Annotated in this window: 20 protein-coding genes, 1 tRNA gene and 1 pseudogene; 8 read left to right on the forward strand and 14 right to left on the reverse strand. The window is 63.0% G+C overall.

Annotated elements, in window-relative coordinates; all coding sequences use genetic code 11:
• Positions 1 to 114: 114 nt before the first annotated feature.
• Positions 115 to 1,986 (reverse strand): alpha-amylase family glycosyl hydrolase, encoded by a 1,872-nt coding sequence (locus EV283_RS08960; RefSeq protein WP_130324546.1) that lies wholly within the window; start codon positions 1,984 to 1,986, stop codon positions 115 to 117.
• Positions 1,987 to 2,605: 619 nt separating this feature from the next.
• Between EV283_RS08960 and EV283_RS08965 the strand changes: the two genes are divergently transcribed.
• A complete protein-coding gene (locus tag EV283_RS08965; protein WP_165391729.1) occupies positions 2,606 to 4,558 on the forward strand; it encodes a M48 family metallopeptidase in 1,953 nt (650 codons plus the stop codon).
• Positions 4,559 to 4,678: 120 nt separating this feature from the next.
• Here EV283_RS08965 and EV283_RS08970 read toward each other — a convergent pair whose 3' ends face one another.
• From EV283_RS08970 to EV283_RS08990, 5 genes are all read right to left on the reverse strand, one after another.
• A complete protein-coding gene (locus EV283_RS08970) occupies positions 4,679 to 5,857 on the reverse strand; it encodes an acyltransferase family protein (RefSeq protein WP_165391730.1) in 1,179 nt (392 codons plus the stop codon).
• 1 nt (position 5,858) lies between these two features.
• A complete protein-coding gene (locus EV283_RS08975; RefSeq protein ID WP_165391731.1) occupies positions 5,859 to 6,554 on the reverse strand; it encodes a GDSL-type esterase/lipase family protein in 696 nt (231 codons plus the stop codon).
• A 440-nt stretch (positions 6,555 to 6,994) separates the two neighbouring features.
• Entirely contained in the window at positions 6,995 to 7,438 is a 444-nt protein-coding gene (locus tag EV283_RS08980; protein ID WP_130324554.1) for an HAD family hydrolase, read from the reverse strand.
• A 12-nt stretch (positions 7,439 to 7,450) separates the two neighbouring features.
• Positions 7,451 to 7,795 (reverse strand): hypothetical protein, encoded by a 345-nt coding sequence (locus tag EV283_RS08985; protein ID WP_130324556.1) that lies wholly within the window; start codon positions 7,793 to 7,795, stop codon positions 7,451 to 7,453.
• A gap of 140 nt (positions 7,796 to 7,935) precedes the next feature.
• The gene (locus tag EV283_RS08990; RefSeq protein WP_130324558.1) at positions 7,936 to 9,387 is read right to left on the reverse strand and encodes a hypothetical protein; all 1,452 of its coding nucleotides are present in this window, start codon (positions 9,385 to 9,387) and stop codon (positions 7,936 to 7,938) included.
• Positions 9,388 to 10,786: 1,399 nt separating this feature from the next.
• Between EV283_RS08990 and EV283_RS08995 the strand changes: the two genes are divergently transcribed.
• Entirely contained in the window at positions 10,787 to 12,709 is a 1,923-nt protein-coding gene (locus EV283_RS08995) for a S9 family peptidase (protein WP_347400213.1), read from the forward strand.
• A gap of 42 nt (positions 12,710 to 12,751) precedes the next feature.
• Here EV283_RS08995 and EV283_RS09000 read toward each other — a convergent pair whose 3' ends face one another.
• The gene (locus EV283_RS09000) at positions 12,752 to 12,976 is read right to left on the reverse strand and encodes a hypothetical protein (protein ID WP_130324562.1); all 225 of its coding nucleotides are present in this window, start codon (positions 12,974 to 12,976) and stop codon (positions 12,752 to 12,754) included.
• Positions 12,977 to 13,199: 223 nt separating this feature from the next.
• On the opposite strand from EV283_RS09000, the gene EV283_RS19415 reads away from it, so the two are divergent.
• Positions 13,200 to 13,754, forward strand: coding sequence for an acyltransferase (locus tag EV283_RS19415; protein WP_130324564.1), 555 nt, complete (start codon positions 13,200 to 13,202; stop codon positions 13,752 to 13,754).
• 50 nt (positions 13,755 to 13,804) lie between these two features.
• Here the strand turns inward: EV283_RS19415 and EV283_RS09010 are convergent, their stop codons facing one another.
• Positions 13,805 to 14,440 (reverse strand): hypothetical protein, encoded by a 636-nt coding sequence (locus tag EV283_RS09010; RefSeq protein ID WP_242615883.1) that lies wholly within the window; start codon positions 14,438 to 14,440, stop codon positions 13,805 to 13,807.
• Positions 14,441 to 16,212: 1,772 nt separating this feature from the next.
• Between EV283_RS09010 and EV283_RS09020 the strand changes: the two are divergent.
• The 5 genes and pseudogenes from EV283_RS09020 to EV283_RS19315 form a co-directional block, all read left to right on the forward strand.
• Positions 16,213 to 16,617, forward strand: a pseudogene (locus EV283_RS09020) (GPO family capsid scaffolding protein); the annotation flags it as partial.
• Positions 16,618 to 16,717: 100 nt separating this feature from the next.
• Positions 16,718 to 16,870, forward strand: coding sequence for a hypothetical protein (locus EV283_RS19125; RefSeq protein WP_165391733.1), 153 nt, complete (start codon positions 16,718 to 16,720; stop codon positions 16,868 to 16,870).
• Positions 16,871 to 17,040: 170 nt separating this feature from the next.
• Positions 17,041 to 18,807 carry an acyltransferase family protein gene (locus tag EV283_RS09025; RefSeq protein ID WP_130324569.1) on the forward strand — a complete coding sequence of 589 codons (1,767 nt, stop codon included), beginning with the start codon at positions 17,041 to 17,043 and terminating at the stop codon, positions 18,805 to 18,807.
• 130 nt (positions 18,808 to 18,937) lie between these two features.
• Complete coding sequence (locus tag EV283_RS09030; protein ID WP_207223065.1) at positions 18,938 to 19,129, forward strand: hypothetical protein; 192 nt, start codon at positions 18,938 to 18,940, stop codon at positions 19,127 to 19,129.
• Positions 19,130 to 19,137: 8 nt separating this feature from the next.
• A complete protein-coding gene (locus tag EV283_RS19315; RefSeq protein ID WP_207223066.1) occupies positions 19,138 to 19,542 on the forward strand; it encodes a hypothetical protein in 405 nt (134 codons plus the stop codon).
• Between the two features lie 4 nt (positions 19,543 to 19,546).
• On the opposite strand, the gene EV283_RS09035 is transcribed toward EV283_RS19315, so the two are convergent.
• The 6 genes from EV283_RS09035 to EV283_RS09060 form a co-directional block, all read right to left on the reverse strand.
• Positions 19,547 to 19,623 (reverse strand) — tRNA-Arg (locus tag EV283_RS09035).
• Between the two features lie 36 nt (positions 19,624 to 19,659).
• Entirely contained in the window at positions 19,660 to 20,343 is a 684-nt protein-coding gene (gene nth, locus EV283_RS09040) for an endonuclease III (RefSeq protein ID WP_130324571.1), read from the reverse strand.
• On the reverse strand, positions 20,340 to 21,110 hold the full coding sequence (gene dapB, locus EV283_RS09045) for a 4-hydroxy-tetrahydrodipicolinate reductase (protein ID WP_130324573.1): 771 nt from the start codon (positions 21,108 to 21,110) through the stop codon (positions 20,340 to 20,342). Before dapB ends, nth begins: the two co-directional genes overlap by 4 nt.
• A 113-nt stretch (positions 21,111 to 21,223) precedes the next feature.
• Complete coding sequence (locus EV283_RS09050; RefSeq protein ID WP_130324575.1) at positions 21,224 to 21,979, reverse strand: nucleotidyltransferase family protein; 756 nt, start codon at positions 21,977 to 21,979, stop codon at positions 21,224 to 21,226.
• The gene (locus tag EV283_RS09055) at positions 21,976 to 22,884 is read right to left on the reverse strand and encodes a hypothetical protein (protein ID WP_130324577.1); all 909 of its coding nucleotides are present in this window, start codon (positions 22,882 to 22,884) and stop codon (positions 21,976 to 21,978) included. The genes EV283_RS09050 and EV283_RS09055 overlap by 4 nt, the downstream gene beginning before the upstream one ends.
• Positions 22,881 to 23,972 carry a diacylglycerol kinase family protein gene (locus tag EV283_RS09060; RefSeq protein ID WP_130324579.1) on the reverse strand — a complete coding sequence of 364 codons (1,092 nt, stop codon included), beginning with the start codon at positions 23,970 to 23,972 and terminating at the stop codon, positions 22,881 to 22,883. The genes EV283_RS09055 and EV283_RS09060 overlap by 4 nt, the downstream gene beginning before the upstream one ends.
• Positions 23,973 to 24,009 lie beyond the last annotated feature (37 nt).

The raw sequence follows: 24,009 nt of genomic DNA on the forward strand, positions 1-24,009 counted from the left end.
GCCGTTATGAGCCGCCGTGCCTGACCGGCGGCGCGGCCGCGATGGCGGCGTTGCCCGGCAGGTCGGCGTCGGTCGGACCGGGCAGGACTGCGCAGGACTGCGTCCGCCGATCGGTCAGCGCGGGCTGGTCAGCGCGCAGACCGCAAAACCGAGCGGCGGGAGCGTGACGGTGAGGCTGCCAGGCGCGGCGACCTTGCCGCATCCGGCCCCCGCGAGCGGCCGCGCGGCGGTCGCCTCGACGCCGATCTCGACCTGGCGCGTCAATGCGGTCGTCGAGGTGTTGAACGCCAGCAGAACCTCCGCCTGCGTGACCGGATCGAAGCGCGAAATCGCGAGCAGCCCGGGCGTTTCCTCGCGCGCGCGCAGCATCTGCCGGCCGCGCGTCAGGGCAGGCGTGGCGGTGCGCAGCCGGGCCAGCGTGGCGGTCTGGCGGAACAGCGGGTTGTCGCGGCTGAAATGCGCGGTCGCGGTCGTGCTCGCGGTGCCGAGCAAGCGGTTGTCGTTGTACACCGCGACCTTGCTGGCGAACATGTCCTCGCGCGCATCCTGGTCGTTGCCGTCGCTCGCAAACCCTTGCTCGTCGCCCGAATAGATCGTCGGCACGCCGCGCAACGTCAGCAACATCGCGTTGGACAGCATCACGCGCCCCAGCACCTCATCGTCGCCCGCCTTGGGAAACGCGGTGCGGACGAACGTCGCGAACCGGCCGTCGTCATGGTTGCCCGTGAAGGTCGGCAACGTCACGGCGGTGTCGTAGCCATGGGCATATAGTGCATCGCCGTCGAACAGCGCCTCGAACGCATCGGTCCCGCGAGTGCCCGCGACGGTGTCGACCACCGCCTGGCGGAACGAGAAATCGAGGACGGCGGGCAGTTTGTCGACGATGGTGTGCTGTGCGAGCACGGCGGGGCGGACCTCATGGTCCGATACCTCGCCGAAGATATGGAAATTGGGGATGCCCTTTGCGGCGGCGCGGGCCTGCATCGCGGGGACGAAGGCGGCCCAGAATTCGGGGTTCACGTGCCGCGCGGTATCGATCCGGAAGCCATCAACGCCGTAGCGATCGATCCAGTCGCCGAAGATGTCGATCATGCCCGACACGACGCGCGGATTCTCGGTCATCAGGTCGTCAAGGCCGACGAAATCGCCCATCGTCGAACTCTCGTTGCGATAGGTCGTGTCGCCGCGATTATGGTAATAGCGCATGTCGTTGAGCCATGCGGGCACCTTCACGCGGCGCTCGGCGGCGGGCACGAACGGCGTGTAGGCATAGTCGTTGCGGACGAGCTTGGAAAAGTTGTCGGCGGTGCGGACGTCGTCGCCGGCAAAGCCCGGATTGATCGCCGCGCCGTTCGGCCCGAGCCGGCGCTGGTACGGATAGTCCGCCCGGCTGCGATAGGGGCAGGCGCGCTGGCCGACGCATTCGCGGTACTGGATCACGTCGGCGGTGTGGTTGATGATGATGTCCATATAGACCTTCATCCCGCGGCCATGCGCGGCGCTCACCAGTGCTGCGAAGTCGGCATTGGTGCCGAGATGCGGATCGACCTGCGTGAAGTCGGTGATCCAATAGCCGTGATAGCCGGCGGATTGGTGACCGGGGGCGCCTTGTACGGGCTTGTTCTTGAACACCGGGCCGACCCAGATCGCGGTCGCGCCGAGGCTCTGGACATAGTCGAGCCGCTGGGTCAGCCCCTTGAGATCGCCGCCGTGGAAGAAGCCCTTGGCAGTGGGATCGAGGCCGGTCTTGTCCCGGCCACCCGTCAGCCCGCCGCGATCATTGGAGGGATCGCCGTTCTCGAACCGGTCTGGCAGCACGAAATAGATCACCTCGTCCTGCGGCAGTCGCGCGCGGTAATCGAGTGGGGGCGCAGGCGGCGTGGGCGTGGCCTGGGCGGGGGACGTCTGGACGGGGTTTGCCAGCGCATGCGGCGCGGCGAGTGCCATCGCCAGCGCGACCGTGAATTTCGTAGCGCGCGTCGACATGCAATCTTCTCCATCATCGCATGGCCGATCTTGCGCCGACCCGGGTTCTTGGCGCCTGCTGTGCCGGTCGATGCCCGCTAAACCAAGTATCGCACATACGTATTCAGGTTGGGGATGGGCTAGGAGCAGCCGCACCAATGGGTTGCGCTTCGCCGATGGCGAGGCTGAACGACGACTGCCGTACTTGCCTAAAGACAATGGCGCGGCGTCGGTACGCCATGATCGAAACGCGCCTGCCGTGCGCTCCGTAAGCTTTTGATCGTGCACGACCTCTCGGTTTTGACGTTTGGGCGGAGGAGGGGGCGAGCAATCTGACGGATGCAGAACGACTATATTCATGGTTGAAATTAATCTAGGTTAGAAGCAACGAGCGCCTTTCGTCGATCAAGGGGGCCTGTGCGGAAACAGGCCGCGCAGGCCGCGTTCCGATTGGGCCCGATCGTTCGGCAAAGGGGGAAACGCGATGCGACGGTTGCCACAACCATATGCCATGCTGATCAGCATCCTGCTTGTGCCGCTGCTGCTTGGCATGCTCGGGTGTTGGGAGCGCGTGCGGGCCCAGCGCTCGGTCGTCGACTATGCGACCGCGGTGGTGTCCTTGCCGCAACAGGTTCGCGAGATGCGCGAACTCGGCGCGCGTGACAGTTCAGCCTCGATCGACCTGGGCAATCCCGACACCGTTTACGCCCCCGCGCTCGCAGCCGACATGGTGGAGGCGCGCCTGCCGTCGGTCCGGCGCAGTCTGGTCCTTGCGCGGATGCAGGGTCCGCTGGCCTGGTGCGTGATCGGTGGGTCGTTACTGGCGCTGCTCTGCGGCGCGATCGGGCTGGCGGCCGCGCAGATTGCCGCACGTCGTGCGATGGTGTCGCGCGACGTGCTCGTGGCGAGCTTTGCCGCGCTCCAGCGCGCGCTGCCGCTGGTGCTGGGCGGGATGGTGATCGGCCTTGCGCTCGCCGTGGTCTGCGGGGTGCTGTTCGAACTGATCAGCCTGTGGTCGTCGGTGTCGCTGTCGGGCGGCGGCGTGAAGCTGATGTTCGCGGGCGTGGTGCTGGCGACGATGGCGGTATGGACCGCCTGGTCCGCGATCGCCGCGCTGCGCGAGGTGGTGGCGCTCTACACGCCGCAACCGGGCGCGGTCACGGGACGCGCGGTCAGTGTGGACGAGGCGCCCGCGCTGTGGCGCTTCGTGGAGGACATTGCCCGTCGGCAGCAGGCGATCGCGCCTGATACGCTGGTGCTGGGGTTGACGCAGGGCTTCTATGTCACCGAGCAGGACCTGGTGCTGTCGCCGCGCGACCGGGCTGTTTCGGGCCGCACGCTCTACCTGCCGGCGCCCTACCTGCAGTTCTTGGACGAAGAGGAGGTGGCGGCGATCGTCGGCCACGAGCTGGCGCATTTTACCGGCGAGGACACGGCGTACAGCCGACGGTTCGCCCCGCTTTATGCCGGGATGGAGCGCGCGCTTGCGGCGATGCATGCCGACGCGAACGGGCTATTGCTGCTGAGAGGGCCGCTGCAGCTGGCCGATCACATGATGGAGCGGTTCGATCTCACGGTGCGCCATTGGAGCCGGCTGCGCGAGTTCGAGGCTGATCGGCTGGGCGCGCTGGTATCCGGAGGGCGGCCGGCCGCGTCCGCGCTCGTCCGGACGGCGGTGGTCGCGCCGCCGGTCGATACCGTGCTGCAAAACGCCTTCGCCTACCCGCCTGAGGATGACGCGAATCTGGTGGCGATGATGGCGCAGATGGTCGACGAGAAGGGGTGGCCCGATATCCGCGCCTATCTGGAAGACGTGCAGTCACACCCGACCGATACGCATCCGCCCACGCCTGAACGCATTCAGCGGCTGGACGTGGCGCTCGATGCTACATTGCTCGAGACCGCGCTGCGCGCGCCCCGCGAGGGGCTGCGCCCTGCGGGCGAGCGCCTGATCGACGACTGGCACGTCGTGTGCCGACGCCTGAGCAGCGATTACCTCGCCGAAGCCCGCGGGGCGCATGCGCGCCACCGCCAGTATCTGGAGGACACCGTGGCCGCCGTGCCGCAGGAGGCGGTGACGCTGTACAACAATGTCGCTTCGGTCAGCTGGGTGCAGTTTGGCGTGGCCGCGATGTTCGCCGCCATCGGTGTGGCGATCTGGATCTTCCGCCGGGCGATCGGCTTCGGCCATGACGCCTTCGCGGTGTGGTTGATCCTCGGCATCTGCAGCGCCGCGGTCGTCATCGGCGTTGTTGCCGGCATCATGACCCGCCGCAGCGGGCAGACGCCCTATCTGATCCTGCTGCCCGAGACGTTGAGCGCCCCCAAGCTGAGTGCGCCGATCGCATGGCGTGACGTGGAGAATTGGGGCGTCGTCTATGGCACCCGCTTCGCTCTCGATCTGATATTGGAGGACGGCGTCGTGCTACCTCACGCGCAGCGCTTTGCGCGGGGGACCAAAGTCCACAAACGCAAGCGGCTGGTTTCGATCGGCGCCTATGGCGTTCGCGGCATGAGCGTCGAGGATTTCCAGCAGGTGATCGAGCGTTACGTGGAGGCGGACCAAGCCCGGCGTGTCCTGGCGGAGCGTTGACCGGCGGGGCGTTCGCTCGCGGCATCTCGGCCCTGACACGCGGAACGAACGTGGCGATTCCGACTGCGTTCTTTCGCCGGGGCGGGCATCCGACGAACAGCGCCAGTGCGCCGGCAAGCACTACAGGCGCTGCACAGCATCGATATCATCTGCGGGCGCGTGTAAGACCGGTGCAGCGTTGGCACCTGCATGTATCACTGGGCGACCGATTACTTTTCCGTTCAAGACAACCAGCAATATGGAGGATCTCACGACCACACGCTCATGAAGCGCGAAGGATGTCAAGGCCGAACAAATGACCGACGTGATATAGGTCACATAGGCATTTACCAAAACTGCGCGAAGCGACAGGTTGATCAATACTACGAGCGGCAGGTGTAATAGATATATCGTGTAAGATGCAGCGGATACACGCTGTACCAGTGCAGGAACCGATCGAACCCGAAGCGCTGAGCGCAATATGAGCACAAATGCCGCGGGCGGGCATAGCGACGCTGCTACAAAGCGTAGGTCGGCTGTCCCCATTGCGACGAAGGCCGAATTTGCATTGGGTGCGATTAGCGCAAACCAGATTAGATAGCTCGACGCCACCACGGCGGTGATACGTATCGCGCTCGCTGGTTGGTTGAGCAGTAATGACTTGAGTTCGGGGATGCGGCCGACGAGATATCCCAGAAGGAACATCGGCAGATAGCCGGCGACAAGCTGTAGCGTGCGGAACGCGGCGAACGCCGATTCCGACATCGCCGCCGCCATGATGGTGGGGGCGATTCCGAACAGGACGGCGGACATTACGGCCGTAAACAGAAGTACCGTAGACGATCGCACCAGCCTTCGCTCGATCAGGTCGACGATGCAGGCCTCCAGCGTCCTATCAAGTCGTAACCGTATCATCGCGTAGATGACGATCGAATAGGCGATCAATGCTGCAAGGAACCACAAATGGTACCAATTGAATAGCATACCTGTCGCAGCGGTATCGCCCGCCGCCGTACGCATCAGCCAGATGGATGGGGAAAGTACAAAAAGGCCGAACGCCAATGGGAAGCCCAGCTGAACTAGTCGGCGGCGTAGCCAGATGCTCGGTGTCCGCTTGGCAAGCGAAATGGCAGTCAATACGCCCGCTATGCCGAAAAAGGCGCCCATCCGGAATGTCTGGGAAATGATGTCGATCGCGCCGAACAGGCCGAGTGGCGGCAGGCCAATCGATCCGTGCAGAATAATACCGCCAAGAATTAGAGCCGCACGCCAAGCGTCAAGGCCTATAATGTAGCCGACGGGTGGTGCGGACTTCGCCATTTCATGACGGGTGTACTCTATTACGACATGATGCAACCACGCTACTTGCCATCGATCGATCGATGGCCTGTCGAATATTGATCGACCATAATGCGTAACCCGCTGCATTGAGGTGGATATTATCGACGTACAGGCTGTTATCGGGCAGTCCGTGGCGGAGCAGAACTTTTCCCGCCGTTATGAATGTAATTTTCTGGTTGCCCCGAATGAATTGGGGGAAAGCGGCGTCGTATCGCAATTGCTCACCACGCTGTGGCCACCGTCCCGGACTTGGCTTCATACTAATGACGAAGATCGGAACCGACGGCCATTTTCGGCTCATCGCGTCGACCAGCTGTGCCACCTTGCGAGCGGTATCGATTCCCGATGCGCCGGACGCGATGTCGTTTTCCCCGGCATAAAATATCAGTGCGGCCGGAGCGACTGCACTGTCGGTACGGAGTGCTCGTGCTGCAATCTGACCGATCAGGGCGCCGTCGATGCCGCGTCTGTGCGTCTGCCATCCGGGGAAATCGCGGTCCAGCGTGCGCCACTTCTCGATGGACGAACTACCGATGAACCATAACCCGCATCTGCTCGCGTCGGATGCGGCGACGGAATCGGGGAGTGGGATATGATTGATGACCCATGGCCGAAGGTAAGTCCAACCGGTAAGCACGGCGACAAACACCCCGAGTCCAATCAGGAACTTCAGCAATGGGGGCGTCGTATCGTGCGGTGTTCGTCGGCTGTTCATGTCAAGCATTTGGCAGTGCACGGTTAATTTTAGCTTTGCGCGCCGCTTACAGCACCTGCGGATGGTGGCTCCGCCACGCGGCGTCCGGTGATGTTCCAGTAGGCGCGTTCAGGGGCGGCCAAGCGGCCAAGCGGCCAGGCGGCCAGGCGGCCAGGCGGCCAGGCGGCCAGGCGGCCAGGCGGCTTTCGCGACGAGCGCTCAGCGGCGCAAGTATCCGGGCAATACCCAATTACGATAGTTTGGGCGGTCGATCGTGTCAGTGACGCATCCAGCGCTCGTAACGAACTTATTTTTACGTGGCGTTCGTGCCCGTGATCTACAATTCGCTCGTCTTCGGTGTGGCGACACCTCGGTGGACTGCCTTCACGGTTATTGCCGACAATCGGCTGGCTGAGATTCGTTCAGTCTGCTTTCGCGAAATCGAACACAGGCGGTGCGGCCGATCTTAGTCCAGCCGTCACCGCGGTCTGGCGTTCGGCAGCGTCTTCGCCGACGAAAAGGCATGCGTCCTTCTCATCGGCATAGCCCGCGCGCGCTGCTGCCAGCCTGAAGATCTCGGGCGTAGCCTTGCTGTGTCCGACATCCTTGCTGTAGATCAGGAGATCTTTCTCGAAGAATTTCTTTATTCCTGCATTGTCGAGTAGCGGGGTGATAGCCGAACCAGGAAGGTCGCCGGTGTTCGAGATGATCCCCAGCCGGGCACCGCTACGCTGCGCGGCCTCTAGCATCGGGACTGCCCAGGACAGCAGAGCAAACGCCGTGATTGAGCCCGGCGGGTCGCCCGGAACTGGCGTCGCCAGCGTGGCGCCGATGTCGAAGAAGATGACCTTGGCCGCGATCGTCATTGGAGCCTCGTGTCAGCTGCTGCCGCCCGACAGTGCCAGCAACGGCGCTAGCAGCTGTGGCACGTCGGTCTGGCCGGTCAGGCTGGTTGTCGCCTCCGACGTGGGTAACGAGAAGCTTCGGGTCTCATCGTCCGCGCCGACGATTTCGACCCGGTAGCCGCCAAGATCGGCGCCGATCATCGGCTCGGCCGCCGTGAACTGCGCCGCCGCGCTCAGCTGGCGGACTGCATCGTCCATCGCCGCACGGCCCGCTTCGTCGAGTCGTGTGCGGTCGAGATCGACCAGCGGCGGTAGGGCGATGTTGCCGGCAAAGCCGCCGACCTGTGTCACCGTCAGTCTGCTGCATCCCTCGGTCATGTCATCCTCACTTGCTGCCGAACCGTGATAGCACAGGACGCGCGGCGGCGCTCGGCCACCGCGCGTCAGGCCTTGGATCCGATCACCCGGATCCGATGTGTGCACGGGCGCCTGTCTCGGCGGCGCACACGTTCGGCCGCTCATTCAGCTGCCTTGGGCCACTCATGCGGATCCTCTTCCCCGCCGATCCCGCCTTGCAGCTGCCGCAGCTCGTCCTCGAGGTAGCGTTCGTCCAACTGATGTTCGCGCAGTCGCATCGTCCCGCAGCACCCCGATCGGTCCTGAAGACCATTTTCTTTGACCCTCAGGAACGGATGGTCGACCGCCTCGAGGACATCGTCGCTGGCCATGTCCTGTGTGAGCGGGGTCGGTGAGACCACCACCTCGCGCGCGGTAAACTGGTTGCGGATCGCGTTGCGGTAGGCGACCGGTTTCCCATCCGCGGCGGCGATCACGAGCATCTTGTTGACGACATCGGCGAAGGTCGCGTTCGTCGCCGGCGCCGCCTGGATCGCCCGCAGGAGCAGGCGGAATACATATTGGGCGCAGTTCACCAGCGTGAGCGCTTCATCCTCGCCGGCGACGCCAAGATTGCGTTCCAGCAGGAAGATGTCGGCGAGTATGTCGTAAACGCCGCCGGTAAACACCTGGCTCAGATCGTGGACCTCGCTCGTCACCTGGCTGAGTTTCTTGTCATTGTCGGCGTTGCGCAGCCCATTATCGCGGCCGAGCGCCAGTCCGAATTGCTCGGCCACGTCCGAGAGGAAATTCTTGTTGTGCAAATTGCCCTTGGTCTGGACGATCAGCGCCTCGGCTTGGTCGAGTTGCGAAAGCGCCAGGAAGACCGCGACGAGATCGCCGAACGCTTCGTGCAGTGCGCCAGTCTGCGGATTGGCGCTCGCGCTGAGCCAGCCCGGCTTCAGCGAATCGAGCACGGCGTGGCCGCATTCGTGCGCGACGATGTCGAGCGAGCGACAGGTGTAGATCACCGGTGCGGGCGCAGGCGCGCCCGGCTTGTTGAAGTAGAAGAATTTCAGCGCCTTTTCGCCGCGGCTGTAGAACGCGTTCATCGTCACGCCGGCGTGCGGGAACACCGTGATCGGATCGGTGTTGGAGCCACTATTCCATTGCCATTTGATCGCCGCACCGACTGCGCGCTGGCACATCGCCAGCGTGAGATGGACGACCGAGAAGGTATGGACCGCGTCGAACGTCGGCGTGTCGGGCGTCTGGATGAAATCGTTCATGCTGTTCGGAGCGACTGGCGGCACGCCCGCAAGATGGATCCGGTTGTTGCTCGGGCCGGTCCCGAACAGGCCGCGCAACAGAATCCGGCGCAACCCGATCTCGGCGACGCTCGGATCCTGCTTGTAGAGCAAGACGCGCGAAGCAAACGAGATCGGCAGCGGCGGGATCGGGATCGCGATCACCGGGCCGGCGGCGGCTTGATCGTCGGTCGAGCGGACCAGCTCGAGCGCAGGCCGGCTGGGCGGACGCGCGGCGCCGCGATTGACGGAGGCGGCATTGAATTCGCGTGTCGGCGTGGGCACGAACGCGGCGGGCAGGACAGTGCTGTCGATGATTTCGGTCATGGCTGCAGGCTCCCTAAAGCGGTTGGAAGGCGTTCAGACACACTCCGACTGCACGGCCCTTCAGACCGGATCAGCATAAGCGGAGCAGGCGACATCAGCTTTCACGCAAAGAAGGACGCGACTCGACACTTACTTGTGAGGTAATCAGTCTACCACGACTAATCGATACTTAAAATGTCATTGAAGAGTATGCGATGGATATCATGCGCTCAATGTCTAGTGATACAGTATACCGACTGTAAAATTATCCAGGGGATTGGGTTGTTTATACGGTTGGACGGCAAGAGTTATTCCATCTGTTGTTCGATAGAATGTACGAGGGCGTATTTTTATCTGGAAGGTGTGGCAAGCGCCTCCGTCAAACGGTCTTGCCGGCCCACAAACCGGCAGGTCGCTGATCATTCTCCGTCGGATTTGCGATCCGTCGGCGCGAGCGCGGTCGTGCGGCAAGCAGGCCTTGCGGGCAGTTTTCGCCCGATGGCGAAACTCCGCGTTCCCGTAGGTATCGAGACCGCGCTCGGCCGGATCGTCTTTGTATCCAGGGCGGAGACGTGGCTGCCGGAGCGATCAGCTATGGCGCGATGTTCGTGGCAGGTGTCGATGGGTAGGGGGGGGCGCTAAATCGTTCCGAGCACTGCGAGCTCGTTGCGCTCGCCTGCCGCTGCCCGGTCGCTCTCAACCGGCCGCGACGTGTTCAACCGGTGGTGGCGAACCCCTATCGGGCGGGTCCTTCACCACCTAACGTTGGAGCAACCTGAGCATGGACCGCGCTCAAGCTCGGTCAGGACGGTCTGAAAACCCAGCGCCGACCTCGAGGTGCTGCCAACCAATTGGCTGGTCGGGGGGGGCGATGCTACGCCTGAGGGTCAGTCATCCCGAAAGATGCGACGAATGCTCGTGCTGCAACGCGACGCCACGGCGGCCAGAACCACCGCGATAAACGTGCCGCCCCAGATGACACCAAGGGCGACACATATCCAAAAAAGCACGATTCAGGGTTAAAAGGGTAGCACCTTCACGCGTGCTCCGACCGTACAGAAGATGGCGGTTGCAGCCAGCGAACCACCAAGCCATCCCAATGCGATAATCATCATAGACATGCCATCGTCCTCTCAAACGTCGACTGTTGTCGATCGTTCTGGGACGATAACCGCTGTGCGATTCATTACAATAAAAAGACACGGTCGTTGGCAAAAAAAACGGCGCTTCGAGCGATGCGGCGGGCTGTCGTCGAACCGTTCATTTTGTCTCGGCAGCAGCGGTCGAGGCGAAAGGGTCAGTTGCTTAAAACCGGCCCAGCGATACAGTTTGGTACGGCAGCCAAGACTCGACCAATTTGGCGCCGATGGGGGATGGCAGGATGAAACGGGGCATAACGACGATCGCGTTGCTGACATCGGTGGCCGCGAACGCGCAAAGCGTGGCAGACGATGCGCGGGCGTTTGGCGCGCGTCCTGCTATCGAAGACATCAGCCTCTCGCCCGACGGGAAGCGGATCGCGTTTGTCGCGCCGGGTAGCGGTCTATCCTCTACCTTGTACACGGTCGCGATCGGCGACGGGGCGGAGCCGAGGGGCGCGCTCGCCGTAAGTGGCGCACCGGACCGTCTGTCCTGGTGTCGATTTGTGTCGGGCTCGCGACTCGTTTGCACCATCTGGGGCTCGTTCATTGCGCCGGGGTACACCCGGCCGATGAGCTATTCCCGAATCGTCGCGACGGACGAAGCCGGCGGCAATCAGAAGATGCTGACCGGCCGCCAGGTTAATCAACGCACCGCGACCTTCTATGGCGGTGCGGTGCGCGATTGGCTGCCGGGCGAGGACGGGCAGGTGCTGATGGACCGCGAGTATAGTCGCACGGACACGATCGACACGAACATTGGCACGACCCGCTCGGGCACCGGGGTTGATCGGGTCGACACCCGTACGGGGCAGCATCGCACCGTCGAGGCGCCCCGACCCAATGCCGTCGACTTTATCTCGGACGGGCGCGGGACGATCCGCATCGCCGGCTACCAGTTGGCAGCCGGTACCGGGCAGGTCGATGGACGGATCAGCTATCGCTATCGCAAGGCCGGGTCGAACGACTGGCTGGAGATGGGCGTCTACGACAGCATCAAGGAGGAGGGGTTCAATCCATACGGAATCGATCCGGTCGCCAACATCGTCTATGGCCTGCGGAAGAAGGACGGGCGGCAGGCGCTGTTCACTCGTGCGCTGGACGGCAGCGACACCGAGGTTCTGGTTCTTTCGCGCCCTGATGTCGACATCGATGGATTGATCCGCGTCGGCCGAGACCGGCATATCGTTGGCGCAACCTACGTCACCGACAAGCGAACCGCGGTCTATTTCGACCCTGCAGTAAAAGCCGATCTTGCGTCGTTGCACCGGGCGCTGCCCGCGCTGCCGATCATCGATATTGTCGATGCCAGCAGCGACGGGAAGCAACTTCTCGTTCACGCCGCCGCGGATACCGATCCCGGCCGCTACTATCTCTTCGACAAGGCTACGAAGACGCTGAAGGTCTTGATGCAGGATCGTCCTCAGCTTGACGGGCGTAAACTCGCCAGCGTCCAGGCCATCACATATCCCGCGCAGGACGGTACGATGATTCCGGCGTATCTGACGATGCCGGCTACCGGGGCGACAAAGGGGCTTCGCGCGATCGTCATGCCGCATGGCGGCCCCAGCGCGCGGGACGAATGGGGTTTCGACTGGCTCGCGCAATTCTATGCAGCGCGTGGCTATGCGGTCATCCAGCCCAATTACCGCGGCTCGTCGGGATATGGTGACGCCTACCTGATGAAGAATGGATTTCGGGCCTGGCGCACGGCGGTTGGCGACACGAGCGACGCGGGGCGTTGGCTCGTGAAGCAGGGCATCGCCGACCCTGGCAAGCTGGCGATCGTTGGCTGGTCCTATGGGGGGTACGCCGCGTTGGAAGCAGGCGTGCTCGACCCGCAATTGTTCAAAGCCATCGTCGCGATCGCACCGGTTACCGACCCGGCGAGCTTGACCGACCAGTTACGCGACTATGCGAATTACCGCGTGAACAAAGACTATATCGGCACGCTCGAAGCGGGTGCGTCCCCTGCAAAGAATGCTGGGCAGATCGCCGCGCCGGTGCTTCTGTTCCATGGGACGCTGGACAGCAATGTCGCGTACAGCCAGTCGAAGCTGATGAACGACAGGCTGAAATCTGCGGGAAAATCATCCGAATTGATAACGTTCGACGGGCTGGATCACCAAATCTACGACTCGGCCGCACGTGCGCAGATACTGGAGCGATCCGATGCTTTCCTGCGCGCAGCGACTGGAGGGTAGGGTAGTCCGATTACCCACAACGCGCCCAAAGCAGCGCGTCCATCAGTAACTCATCCAGTCGAGTTCAGCATCATCGAGCGCCGCGAACGCATCGCCATCCGCCCCCCATCTCCTGGAGTCGCCTTCGCACTGCTTGAGTATCGTCGTTGCGCGGGAGGGCGCGACTGGCGCGCGCGGCGTCGGCAATGCCGTCGACCCGGTCGATCCGATCGCGCCGATTGAGTAGCCAAACCCCGAATGCGGGGCGCGTTTCAATTTCTTGATCATCGGTTTGCATGCCGGCGAATCCTCGTCTGATCCAACGCGGCCGGCTGCAGCATATTCCGAATTTGTTCTTATGACCCGCGGTGTGTTGGGGCAGGGCAATATTGAAAACGACCGGCATTGCCGGGAACGCCGGGTCATCAGAACGCTATCAAATGCTTTTAATCTAAGTTAGTTGTCATGTTCGATTCTTGGGGTCGCCCGACGACATGGCAGGGATGAATTGATGGTAGCGCGTGTTCTTCGCGGCATTACTCAGACGTTCGAAAGGGCCAATTCGTGGGTTCTGACCACGTGGTTCAAGGCGAGTTATCCAGGGCTGAGCATCGGCACGGGGGTACTGATCCGCACGGGAGCGCGCCTGCGAGTGCTGAATGGCGCCACGATGTCGATCGGAGACAGGACGGTGATCGAGCGTAACTGCCTCCTGAGATCCGATGGGGTCCTGTCGATCGGGAAGGACGGATTCATTGGACCAGGGTCGACGATCGTCGCGGCTATTGCCATCGCCATTGGCGCTGATGCGCTCATCGCCGAGAATGTCACTATTCGGGATCAGAACCATCAGACAAATGATGCGAGCCCATACCGCCTCCAGGGCCTCGATGCCGATGCGATAAGCATCGCCTCGAACGCTTGGATCGGCGCGCACGCGACGATCCTGAAAGGCGTGAAGATTGGCGAGGGTGCGATTGTTGCCGCAGGGGCGGTCGTCAGCAAGGATGTGGCGGCGAGGGAGGTTGTTGGAGGCATCCCCGCCAAACTGATCAAAGTCCTTTGACCCGATAGAGCTCGCAGAACTGCGGTGTTGGGCACTTCACCGGGGTGCACTCAATACTGGCAGCGTCCGTTTGCCGGGCTGCACCCCGGCATCCCCCGCCCGGCTATACCGGACGGGAAACTTGCGCGCGCGTGGGCCTTCCGTCGAGCGAAGGCGACCGCCTCGACGCCGATCTGCCACGATTGGAGGATCATCCGCGTGCGGAGCGTCAGTGCCGCGAACCAAGCCTCCTGATAGCCATGGAGCTGGTCGAGGAAGATTGCCTTCAGCTCGGCCGCCTGGTCGGCGGTGAAGTGGTTCTTCTTCGCCTTCTTCCTCTCGCCCGCATTGCGGTTGGCGACCTTGTCGTTCAGGCCGCCGGAATGCCCGCTGGGTGCCTCGTAGCGGCGCACCTTGGCCAGGATCTCGACCTGGCGGCGCAGCGCATCCAGCTCGGTATAATCGGCGCCGGTCTTCTTCTCCTTGCAGATCAGCACCATCAAGCGGGTCTCAAGGCAGTCTTCCAGCTTGCGGATCGACGGCGCATCGTTCCAAGCATGACACCGTCGCCGGCTTTTAACGGTGTCGTATCTGACTGCGAGCCCGTCGGCGATCTGCGCGCTGCTCCAGCCGCGCCAGTACGGGCTGCGTGTCGGGCGAACCCGTTCTTCGACGGGTAGCGTGAGAGGGTCGGATAAGATCGACATGGTAAGGCGATGCTAGCCACGCCCCGACGCCTGCCGCCTCCCATGAATCTTGTAAAATGGCGTTCTACAAGAGCGTCCGTCCAGTAGTCTACCTTATCCACGAGAAATAAGAGATAATTGAGCTGTGTCAGGTTAAAGAAAGCGATCGATTAAGAATTGGAGCCTAATCCATTAGTATTAAATATCTCTGGATTCTGCCTGGTTAATGACCCCGTCAACCTCGTCCGGTTGCGAAAGCCAGGATATATACCGCGAAGCCTTGTCACTACACTTGGCCAATTGAGGAGCGCTATGAGCGCCAGAATTGCTGGGGTGAGCTCGCTAATGATCGATGTAAACTGTTGTAACAACAATCCGCGAGGTCCCGGATGAGTATCAAAACTATCAACGATGATACCCCCGTGTTTCGCGGCATATTGCATTTTGGGCACCCACCAGGGATTGCCCGGATATGTGGTAGAGGCTGCGCTACCGTTCACAATATCTCGTATCAGTGGCGCGTTTGCCGCCTCCAAATTGGAATCATAATATCTCCAGCGGCCGTCGACTTTCGCCGCTACAGCAAAATGACCGCGCCCAGTCGGATCAGCGCTAGGCCAAGCGAAACGTACAGCAGCATAGTGCATGTCAAACCTACGCAACAGTTCCATAAAGATTATCGACTGCTGACTGCACATGGCATGGCGATGACGCAGGATACTATCGGTGCCGAGTGGAACGCTCAATCCATAGGGGGGTGCTCCGCCTAGAGCCGCGAGCGCCCAGTTCTCCCGCCAAGAAGTGTGGGAAATACCGTGAACAAACCTATTGCGAACAAATTCGTCAATGCCCTTGACTATCTTCTCTTCACGAGAACCTTGTTGCGCCTAAATTAAGCGAGTTACGATGGGCATGGACTTATCCATCGTATCTATCGATGTTAAACTAGGTTGCCACTGTTCGTTCTGGGGCCTCAAAGGCGTTCTTACACCGCTCGGCGAATACTGAAATGCTATCAGCAGTACCGCCGCGAAGATCAAAATTACGGACAACGATTTACGGATAAGCATGGTAAAACTAATCTATCACAGTTTTTTCAGCAATAACATATGCATATGTGATTGTCATGGGGTAGCAGTAACCACCTAGATCTTGTAAAAAATCTACTGTTCCGCCAGCTGAAATAAAATCGGTAAATATCTGTCGTTAAACGGAAATATCTGGCAACTGCATTAAGTTAATTTTATCAGGATTCTTTGACCGGTTGAGGATCCGGCGAGCGCTACTGAGCAAGTCGGGGGCTGTCGAACGAGGTGAACGAGCTTGAGCCGTACATCTAGGTCGTTCGGTGCTGACCGAGCCGGACGTGGACTACGTACACAAGTGCAAGCGCCCGCTTCAGCTCGCGTTTTTTGTAGAAATGAATTCTACAAGATTGGCCGCTTGAGATCGCCGCCGTCTTCGTCCCAGTTCGATTCGTCAAACGGCGCCCGGCGCGCTCCAATCGATCGAGGACCTGCCGCCATTGGAACCAAGAGCAAGCGGTTCCGCACCCTCGTCGAAAGCGAGACCATCAGCGATGGCCGCAAGGTTGCGCCGGAGATTATCGACGAATGCGTCGCGACCTTTGCGCCTGCGACCTACTCGCCACGGATCAACCTCGAGCATGTCTCGTGATACAGTCCCGAGGCGACCTTAACGGCTATTGCAACGTAGTCGCGCTCGAATCCAAGACCTATGGCATCGTCATCGGCGGCAAGAGTGAGTAGCGCTGCAGGTCGTATGCGACCGTCGAGGGCAACGACCAACTGGTCGCGCTCGCCCGAGCCAACCAGAAGCCGTTCCCCTCGGTCAAGCTGACCCCCAATTATGCTGGCAGCGGCACGTTCGGAGTCATCGGCTTGGCCTTCACCTACGCGCCCGCGTCGATCGGCGCCGAGCGGCTGCAATTCTTGCACCCCGCGTCTGGCAGTCTCTTTGCCTCAGGCATCGACGTCGTCGCAATCGAGTTCGAAGCGAAGCAGACCGAACAGGAGAAAGCCGACAGCATCGTGGACCGCCTGTTCGCTGCGGTTGCTGCCAAGTTCAGACCCGCCCAGCCGTTTAGGCCTACGCCTGCCAACGGCAATTTCGACCCCCCGGCGCGTTCGCGACCGACGTGCGGACGGCGTTCAGCGGCTCGATCACCGCGGCACTAAAGCCAATCACCGAGGCCCCAACCTGGAGGATCAAGCGCGATCGTCGTTTGGACGCCACGACAGCGGCCCTTGCCCACGCGATTCTGATGCTGACGTCCTCGTGATCCGTCGCCGTATCGTCATGGAGGGCACGCCCGACTTCGCGACCGGCAAATCGGCGGAGTTCGATTGTGACTGGAGTGACGATGACCCCGATTACGACGTCGTCAGCTACCGTTTGATCGCCGCCGGGACAGTCACATTGGCCACCTAGCTTGCAGACGCAACGATGGCAGAGAAATTTCCGTTGAACGAACCATCAACATCACTGATTAGCCGGCTAACTTAGATGAGTTTCCGTCTCGTTATCTCAAGACCATAATCTCTTTCCCAACATAAGTTACATTGATACAGTTCGGGAAACTAAGGGTGGGCGTTCAATCTATGGGTTACCGGGGTGACATCCAAATATTTCGAGCGCTTGCCGTCATTTTGGTGGTGCTGTTTCATCTGGGCGCCCCGGGATTCTCGTCTGGATTTCTAGGGGGTGATATTTTCTTCGTCATCAGTGGCTATCTGATGACGAAGCTGCACGCGGAAGATGACGGCGCTTTCGCTTTTTACAAACGTCGCGCCCGCCGACTATTGCCCGCTTACGCGGCGACAGTCGCGGTGACGCTTGGCACCGCATTTTTCATCACTGTACCAAGTGATTTCGTCCAAGTCGGCGAGCAAACGTTCTTTGCAGCCGCGCTAGCGGCGAACTTCGGGTTCGCGTTGCAGAACTCTTATTTTAGCAGTTTTGAGTTCAACCCACTCCTGCACCTCTGGTCGCTCGCGGTGGAGTGCCAGTTTTATCTGCTGTTCCCGTTCATCATCAAAGTAGCGGTGCGGTGGCGGTTCGCGCTCGCTGCAATAGCATTTGCATCGCTGGTGCTGTGTTTGGCCTTCGTGCTCATCAGTCCAAAATATGCCTTCTTCATGCTTCCGATGCGAATGTGGGAATTCGCTATCGGGATGTGGGTCGCGTTACGGCCTTCGCGGACGAGTAGGGCAGGGCGATGGGGCGCGATGGCGCTCGTAGCCATGGCCGTTATTCCGTTGATGCCTCTCAACGGAAAGCTTCGCGATCTCGTCTTTGGTCATCCCGCGCTTGGCGCCGTCATGGTCTGCCTTGCGACTGGGGCGGCGCTGATGATCGGTCAGCCCGCAACGCTGGTCAACTCGGCTCCAGGGCGGGTAGCCCAGCGGCTCGGCAATATCTCGTATTCCCTCTACTTGGCGCACTGGCCCGTCCTTGTGCTGTTCCACTACCAGCCGTTCGGCGGTACCACGCCGCACGCTTTGAACATCATTGACGCCGCAAGCGTGATTGCGGTTACCGCCGTCGCCACGGCGTTGCTCTACCTTGTATTCGAGAGGCCCGGACCGCGGTTGTTCTCTGCGCGCCGCGCCGTACTCGCCGCCGCAGTCCTGTCCCTGGCAACGGCGATCCTCATGCCACTGCAACTCCGCCAATTCGACGCGATCGATGGCGTCACGTTCGCGGCCATGAAGGATCGATCGTACAATAGATGCGGTAAGGCGTTTCGCATCCTGCACCCTCAGCAACAACTCTGCGAGACTGGCGCGGGCCCCCGCGGAAACATCCTACTGATCGGCGATAGCTTTTCGGACTCCATCAAGGAGGCGTTCGCCTCTACTGCTAAATCCCATGGGTTTGGAAGCTACTTCGCGGTCGACAATCAGCCGTTGATTACGCGTGGTCTGGACGCAACGTGGCTTGCCGGCGAAATACGCGATCTCCGGCCGAAGGCGGTGTATCTGCACTACACGGCCGAGCATCTCGCAGATGGTGTGCTGGAGGCCGCCAAAGAGGCGGCCGCACCTTCCCACATTCCGGTGATCGTGATCTTGCCGCCTCCGACATACGTGCAGAACGTGCCTCAGAGTATCTACTTAAGCCGGCATGGCGGCCCTGCGATGGCGGCCACTACCTTAGCGAAATATCATTCAGCGACTAAGGATCTTGCCGCCCGCTCGGCAGCGCTCGGGTTTCATCTCATTGATGTTGCCCCGGCGTTTTGTGACCCCGTTTGCGCGGTCAAGGACAGCGCGGGCAGGCCGCTCTACTTCGACCGCGCTCACCTCACGCTTGTGGGAGCCGAATGGATGGCTCCTTGGCTTGGGTCGTCGATCGCGAAGCTATAGACAGCCTCCCTTCCGGGTTGCGCTCGCATGTTTGCGAGACGGAGATGGCCGCGCACCGCATGGCGCTCGATCTTTAAACCTCTCACCACCAGCGCCGCGCCGCCGCGACCCGAATCCGAGGGCTGACAAGATGAACGACCAGAAGAACACGCCAAACTCCGCACCCGCCGCCCCCGGCGACGTCACGTTCGATTACGACATCGTAGTCGCCGGCAAGGTCGTGCTGCCGACCGTTACGCGGATTCATGTCCGAAAGCGGATGGGCGGCGCCCTGCGCGGCGTGAATCGCGGCGGCCTGGTCCGGATGGATTATCACCAGTAGCACCGCGCGTGACGCAGCCGATCCTCCACCCGCATCTGATCGACGCGATGGACTCGGCCGACGCTGCCAATCATGCCCGGCCTGGCCGAGTCCATTCTGGCGACGCCGACAATCGGCGCGATCTTCGTGGTCACCGGGTTCGGCAGCAAGTTCTGGTAATGGTGCGACAAAGCTGGTTTGCCAAATTGCTCGGCGCACGCGCTGCGCAAGGCCGCAGCGCGGCGCGGAGGCTTTCTGCTCCCATCAGAGATCAAGCCGTGGGGCGGTCACACGACAGTGAGGTCGCCCCGGACGCCGCTGCGGCTGATCAGCGCACGTTGTCCGACACTGCCGCCGACGAGCTTTTGGCTAACCTTGCGGAAAGGTTGGCCAAAGATGCCCCCAAGGCACTGACTGTACAGGGAAATAAATGATGTTTGGTGCACCCGACTGGATTCGAACCAGTGGCCTCTGCCTTCGGAGGGCAGCGCTCTATCCAGCTGAGCTACGGGTGCCGGTGACATGCGCCTAGCAAAGGCCGGGGCGGGGCGCTAGCCGTTTTGATGCGGGGGCTTCACTTCGTCTGTGGGTTTCCCCTTTGGCGGCGGCGTCTTGGGTTTGAAGGCGCAGAGATCGCTGACGATGCACCGCCAGCATTCGGGTGTCCGTGCCTTGCAGACATAGCGGCCATGCAGGATGAGCCAGTGATGCGCGTGGAGGCGGAAGGGTTGCGGCGTCGCCTTGTCGAGTTTCAGTTCGACCGCGAGCGGGGTCTTGCCGCGCGCGAGGCCGGTGCGGTTTCCGACGCGAAAGATGTGCGTGTCGACCGCGAAGGTCTCCGCGCCGAACGCGACGTTGAGGACGACGTTGGCGGTCTTACGCCCGACGCCGGGCAGGCGTTCGAGCGCGTCGCGATCGCTCGGGACTTCGCCGCCATAGTCGTCGATCAGCATCTGCGAGAGCGCGATGACGTTCTTCGCCTTGGTGTTGAACAGGCCGATCGTCTTGATGTGGCGCTTGAGCTCGTCGAGGCCGAGCGCGACCATCTTGGCGGGCGTATCGACCTCGCGGAACAGCGCACGCGTCGCCTTGTTGACGCCGATGTCGGTCGCCTGCGCGGACAAGGCGACCGCCACGACGAGCGTGTACGGATTGACGAATTCGAGTTCGGTCTCCGGGTGCGGATCGGCCTCGGCCAGACGCGCGTAGAACGCGATGACGTCCGCCTTTTTCACAGCCCGAGCACGTCGCCCATCCGGTAGCGCCCGGCGGGTTGGCCGGCGAGCCAGATCGCCGCGCGGACCGCCCCGCGCGCGAAGATCGAGCGATCGTCGCCGCGGTGGTTGAGTTCGATCCGCTCACCCTCGCCGGCGAAGATCACGCTGTGGTCGCCGATCACCGACCCGCCGCGCAGCGATGCGAAGCCGATCGTGCCCTCGGACCGTGCGCCGTGCAGGCCCGCGCGGCTGTCGACGCGCAGCTCGGCGAGCGACGACCCACGGCCCTTGGCGGCGGCGTCGCCGAGCAGCAGCGCGGTGCCGGACGGCGCGTCGACCTTGTGCCGGTGGTGCATCTCGACGATCTCGACGTCCCAGTCCGCGCCAAGCCGCGCCGCGGCCTCGCGGACCAGGATGCCGAGCAAGGTGACGCCGAGCGATGTGTTGCCGGTCTGGAGGATGGCGATGTCGGCGGCGGCGGCGTCGATCATCGACTGATGCTGTGGCGACAGGCCGGTCGTGCCGATCACGATAGCGGTACCAGCGGCGCGCGCGGCGGCGAGATGCGCCTCGATTGCGGAGGGTGTCGAGAAATCGACGAGAACGTCGGCGCTGCGGGCGAGCGGGGTCGGATCGTCGCCGGCATCGACGCCGCCCGCGAGCGAGGCGCCCGCGGCCTCGATCGCATCGACGATCGCGCGGCCCATGCGTCCGGCGCTGCCGTAGATGCCGATCGAGGTCGTTCCGCTGGGGGGCGGGGCGAGTTGGGGCGCGTGCGTCTGCATGCCTGCGCTTTGCACCAAGTGGCGGTTTGGGGACAGGGGGCAGCGGCAGCCCGAGGCAATTTCTCCGCGAATAATGGCTGGGCCAGCGGCCCGATCTGCGGGCCGGACTGGCTTCAGGGACGCGCGATCAGGGCCCGGACAAGGTCTAGGTCGGCGGGTTTGTCGACATCGACCGCCGCCAGGCCGAACGGCGTCGAGACCGCTGCCGCGTTCAGACCTGCGAGACGACCCAGATGCGCGATCGCGGCCACCAGCGTCAGCCGACCCGACATGTAGCGGAGCAGCGTGCCGAGCCCGAGCCGGCGGACGATCCGCCACGGGCGCTTGCGATCCGCCTCGACCTGCGCCCACAGGTCGAGCGCGGCGACCGCGCGCGGCGTGGCGAAGAGGAACAGGTTGCACCCCGACCAGGCGCCATCGGCGAAGCGGAGATAGGTGCGGCGCGTGCCGGGGGCCGCGGCTTCGATCACGTCCTGGCGTGCGAGCAGCGCGGCGACGTCGGCGTCCGCCGGCACGTCGGCGAGAAAGCGCGTGATCCATTCGGGCTGGAGCAGCGCATGATCCGCCGTCGTGACCAGCAGCGGCGTGCCGAGTGCCTCGATACCGTCGCGCACGCTGCGGCTGGGGCCCGACGCGGCGGTCAGGACTGTGAGGCCGAGCGCGGTCGCCGCCGCGCGGACGGTATCGTCGGACACCGAGACCGCGATATGCGTTGCGCCTGCATCGCGCAGTGCCTGCGCGACACGGGCGAGCAGGGTCTGGCCGTCGAGCAGGATTAGCGCCTTGTGCGCGACGCCGGCATAGGCCGCGACCGGATCGACGCCGCCGCGCGAGCCGGCGAGGATCAGCGCGTTGACGGGGGTGCTCATGGCGTCGTGGTGCCTGTCTGCGACCGCGCGCGCCAGACCCGCCAGAACACGCCGGGCGCCGCGAGGATGGGATGCTTCTCGCGCCACGGTGTCAGCGGCACGGCGACGCCGGTATGCCGCTCGACCTTCCATAGGCCGTAGCGTGCGGCGCCCTCGAAGGTGAAGGCGGCGCGCACCAGGCGGGCGATGTTGATCGGTTTGCCGGCGCGACGTCGGCGCGCCCAGGCCTGCTGCAGCGCCGCGCGCTTTGCCGGCGACAGATCGGGTCGCAGCACGCCGGCCTCGTCGCGAAACGCGATGCCGTCCGCCGTCCAGGCGAGCGGCAGGAGGTCGTCGTAGCGCGCCGGATCGAAGCCGAGGATCTGCCCCTCGCGCCCCTTGCGTTCGACGCGGAGTTCGGCGGCGTAGGTCTGGCGGAACAGCGCGCGCCAATAGGTGTCGGCGGTACCGCTCGCGGGGCCAAGCGCCGCGGCGAACCGCGCGGCGGACCGCGCCGCATCGCCGATCGCTGCCGCCACCTGGGTCGCGATGGCGGGCTCGCGGACCCAGACGAGTGCGGAGGGCTGCACGAACCGGGTCCAGATCGTCGTGTCGAGCGTCCGCGCGGCCGCGGCCTTGGCGAAGGTCGCCAGCCGCATCGTCGCGATCTTCGCGCGCACCGTCTCGCCATTATGGGCGAATTCGCGGTAGCTGACGGTCGGCCACATGCCCCGCTCGGGCGGGCCTGCGGTCAGGACGTAGAAATCGAGCACGCCCTCGATGAGGCCGGTGCGCAGGTTCGAGCCATAGAACAGCACTGCCAGCGTGTCGGCCGACCCGTCCGCCAGCACCGAGGCGACGTCTCGGACTGCGGCGATGGTGGGGACGTGCAACTGGCGGCGGACGACGTCGCCGAGCGTGATCACGGGACGACGAAGCTGAGCGCGCGCGCTTCGCGGACGATCAGGTCCCCGCCGGCATAGACTTCGCCGTCGAGGATGAAGCCCGAGTCGATCGACAGGTCGAAGCTCGGCGTGTCGATCCGGTGATAGCCGGCGCGATCGAGCCAGGCGGCGGGCGAGCCGGCGACGATCAACGGCGTCGCGGCGGCGAGCCAGCGCGGTGGTGCATCGACCAGCAACGTCTTCAGCCCACCGCGCGGCACGCCGAAGGGACGGATCCCGATCGGCATGCGCTTCAGCGTCGACGCAAGGAGAATATAGCGCGCGCGATCGGTTTCGGCATTCTTTCCAGCGGCATGGACGCCCTCGTCGCCGCGCGACTGGAAGCGGATCCGCATCCGGTTGCCCGCGCGCCACGCGCTGTTCGCGCCGCCGAACAAAGTCTGCAGGATCGCCCAGCACAAAGCGAGCCCGACCGCGACGCCGTTGAAGGCGCCCGCGCGGTGCGTGCGCTGCGCGAGCGCAGTGGCGTCGACGAACGCGCCCGCGCCGAACAGGAACCCGCAGAGCTTCGCGCCGCTGTCCTTGCGGATTACCTCGACCGGGCTGCGCAACTTGACCCGCCCGTGGCGAGCCGCGGTCAGCGCCTGATCGAGCGTCCAGCTATCGGGTATGCCGAGATCGAGCGCGAGCGCGTTGGTCTTGCCCGAGGGGACGATCGCCACGCGGGGGGCAGCCCCCGTCCAGACGCGCGCGGCGGCGGTCATCACGTCGCGGATCGTGCCGTCGCCGCCGTCGATCACGAGAAGTTCGATGCCGTGCCGCGCGAAGTCGGTGAGCACCTCGGCCAGCTCGTCCTGCGTACGCGGGGTGACGGCGAGCACCGTGCCCGACAGGAACGGCTTGGTCGCCTCGACGCTGCTGCGGTTGCGGTGGCTCTTTGGATTGCAGATGATTCCGGTGCGGATCTTGGCGGCGGCCTCGCGCGGGTTCACGCTGGCCCGTTCGGTTGCCGCCGAATCGAACATGCCCTCGGGCAACCACGCGGGTGCCGCGGGAGGGGTAAGCGATTGCCTGCCAAAGGCATCAAAGTTCGAAACAGCATCAGCCACGTTATAGAGATACCCGTCACGGTAAAGAACCGCTACA

The sequence above is a fragment of the Sphingomonas sp. BK036 genome (assembly GCF_004216825.1).
GTDB lineage: Bacteria > Pseudomonadota > Alphaproteobacteria > Sphingomonadales > Sphingomonadaceae > Sphingomonas.

Coding starts and splice junctions, on each gene's coding strand:
- EV283_RS09025 (WP_130324569.1), top strand. CDS start 17,041: ATGGGTTACCGGGGTGACATCCAAATATTTCGAGCGCTTGCCGTCATT.
- EV283_RS09050 (WP_130324575.1), bottom strand. CDS start 21,979: ATGAGCACCCCCGTCAACGCGCTGATCCTCGCCGGCTCGCGCGGCGGC.
- EV283_RS08965 (WP_165391729.1), top strand. CDS start 2,606: ATGCGCGAACTCGGCGCGCGTGACAGTTCAGCCTCGATCGACCTGGGC.
- EV283_RS09000 (WP_130324562.1), bottom strand. CDS start 12,976: ATGATCAAGAAATTGAAACGCGCCCCGCATTCGGGGTTTGGCTACTCA.
- EV283_RS08985 (WP_130324556.1), bottom strand. CDS start 7,795: ATGACCGAGGGATGCAGCAGACTGACGGTGACACAGGTCGGCGGCTTT.
- EV283_RS19415 (WP_130324564.1), top strand. CDS start 13,200: ATGGTAGCGCGTGTTCTTCGCGGCATTACTCAGACGTTCGAAAGGGCC.
- EV283_RS08960 (WP_130324546.1), bottom strand. CDS start 1,986: ATGTCGACGCGCGCTACGAAATTCACGGTCGCGCTGGCGATGGCACTC.
- EV283_RS08990 (WP_130324558.1), bottom strand. CDS start 9,387: ATGACCGAAATCATCGACAGCACTGTCCTGCCCGCCGCGTTCGTGCCC.
- EV283_RS09030 (WP_207223065.1), top strand. CDS start 18,938: ATGAACGACCAGAAGAACACGCCAAACTCCGCACCCGCCGCCCCCGGC.
- EV283_RS08980 (WP_130324554.1), bottom strand. CDS start 7,438: ATGACGATCGCGGCCAAGGTCATCTTCTTCGACATCGGCGCCACGCTG.
- dapB (WP_130324573.1), bottom strand. CDS start 21,110: ATGCAGACGCACGCGCCCCAACTCGCCCCGCCCCCCAGCGGAACGACC.
- EV283_RS08970 (WP_165391730.1), bottom strand. CDS start 5,857: ATGGCGAAGTCCGCACCACCCGTCGGCTACATTATAGGCCTTGACGCT.
- EV283_RS09010 (WP_242615883.1), bottom strand. CDS start 14,440: ATGTCGATCTTATCCGACCCTCTCACGCTACCCGTCGAAGAACGGGTT.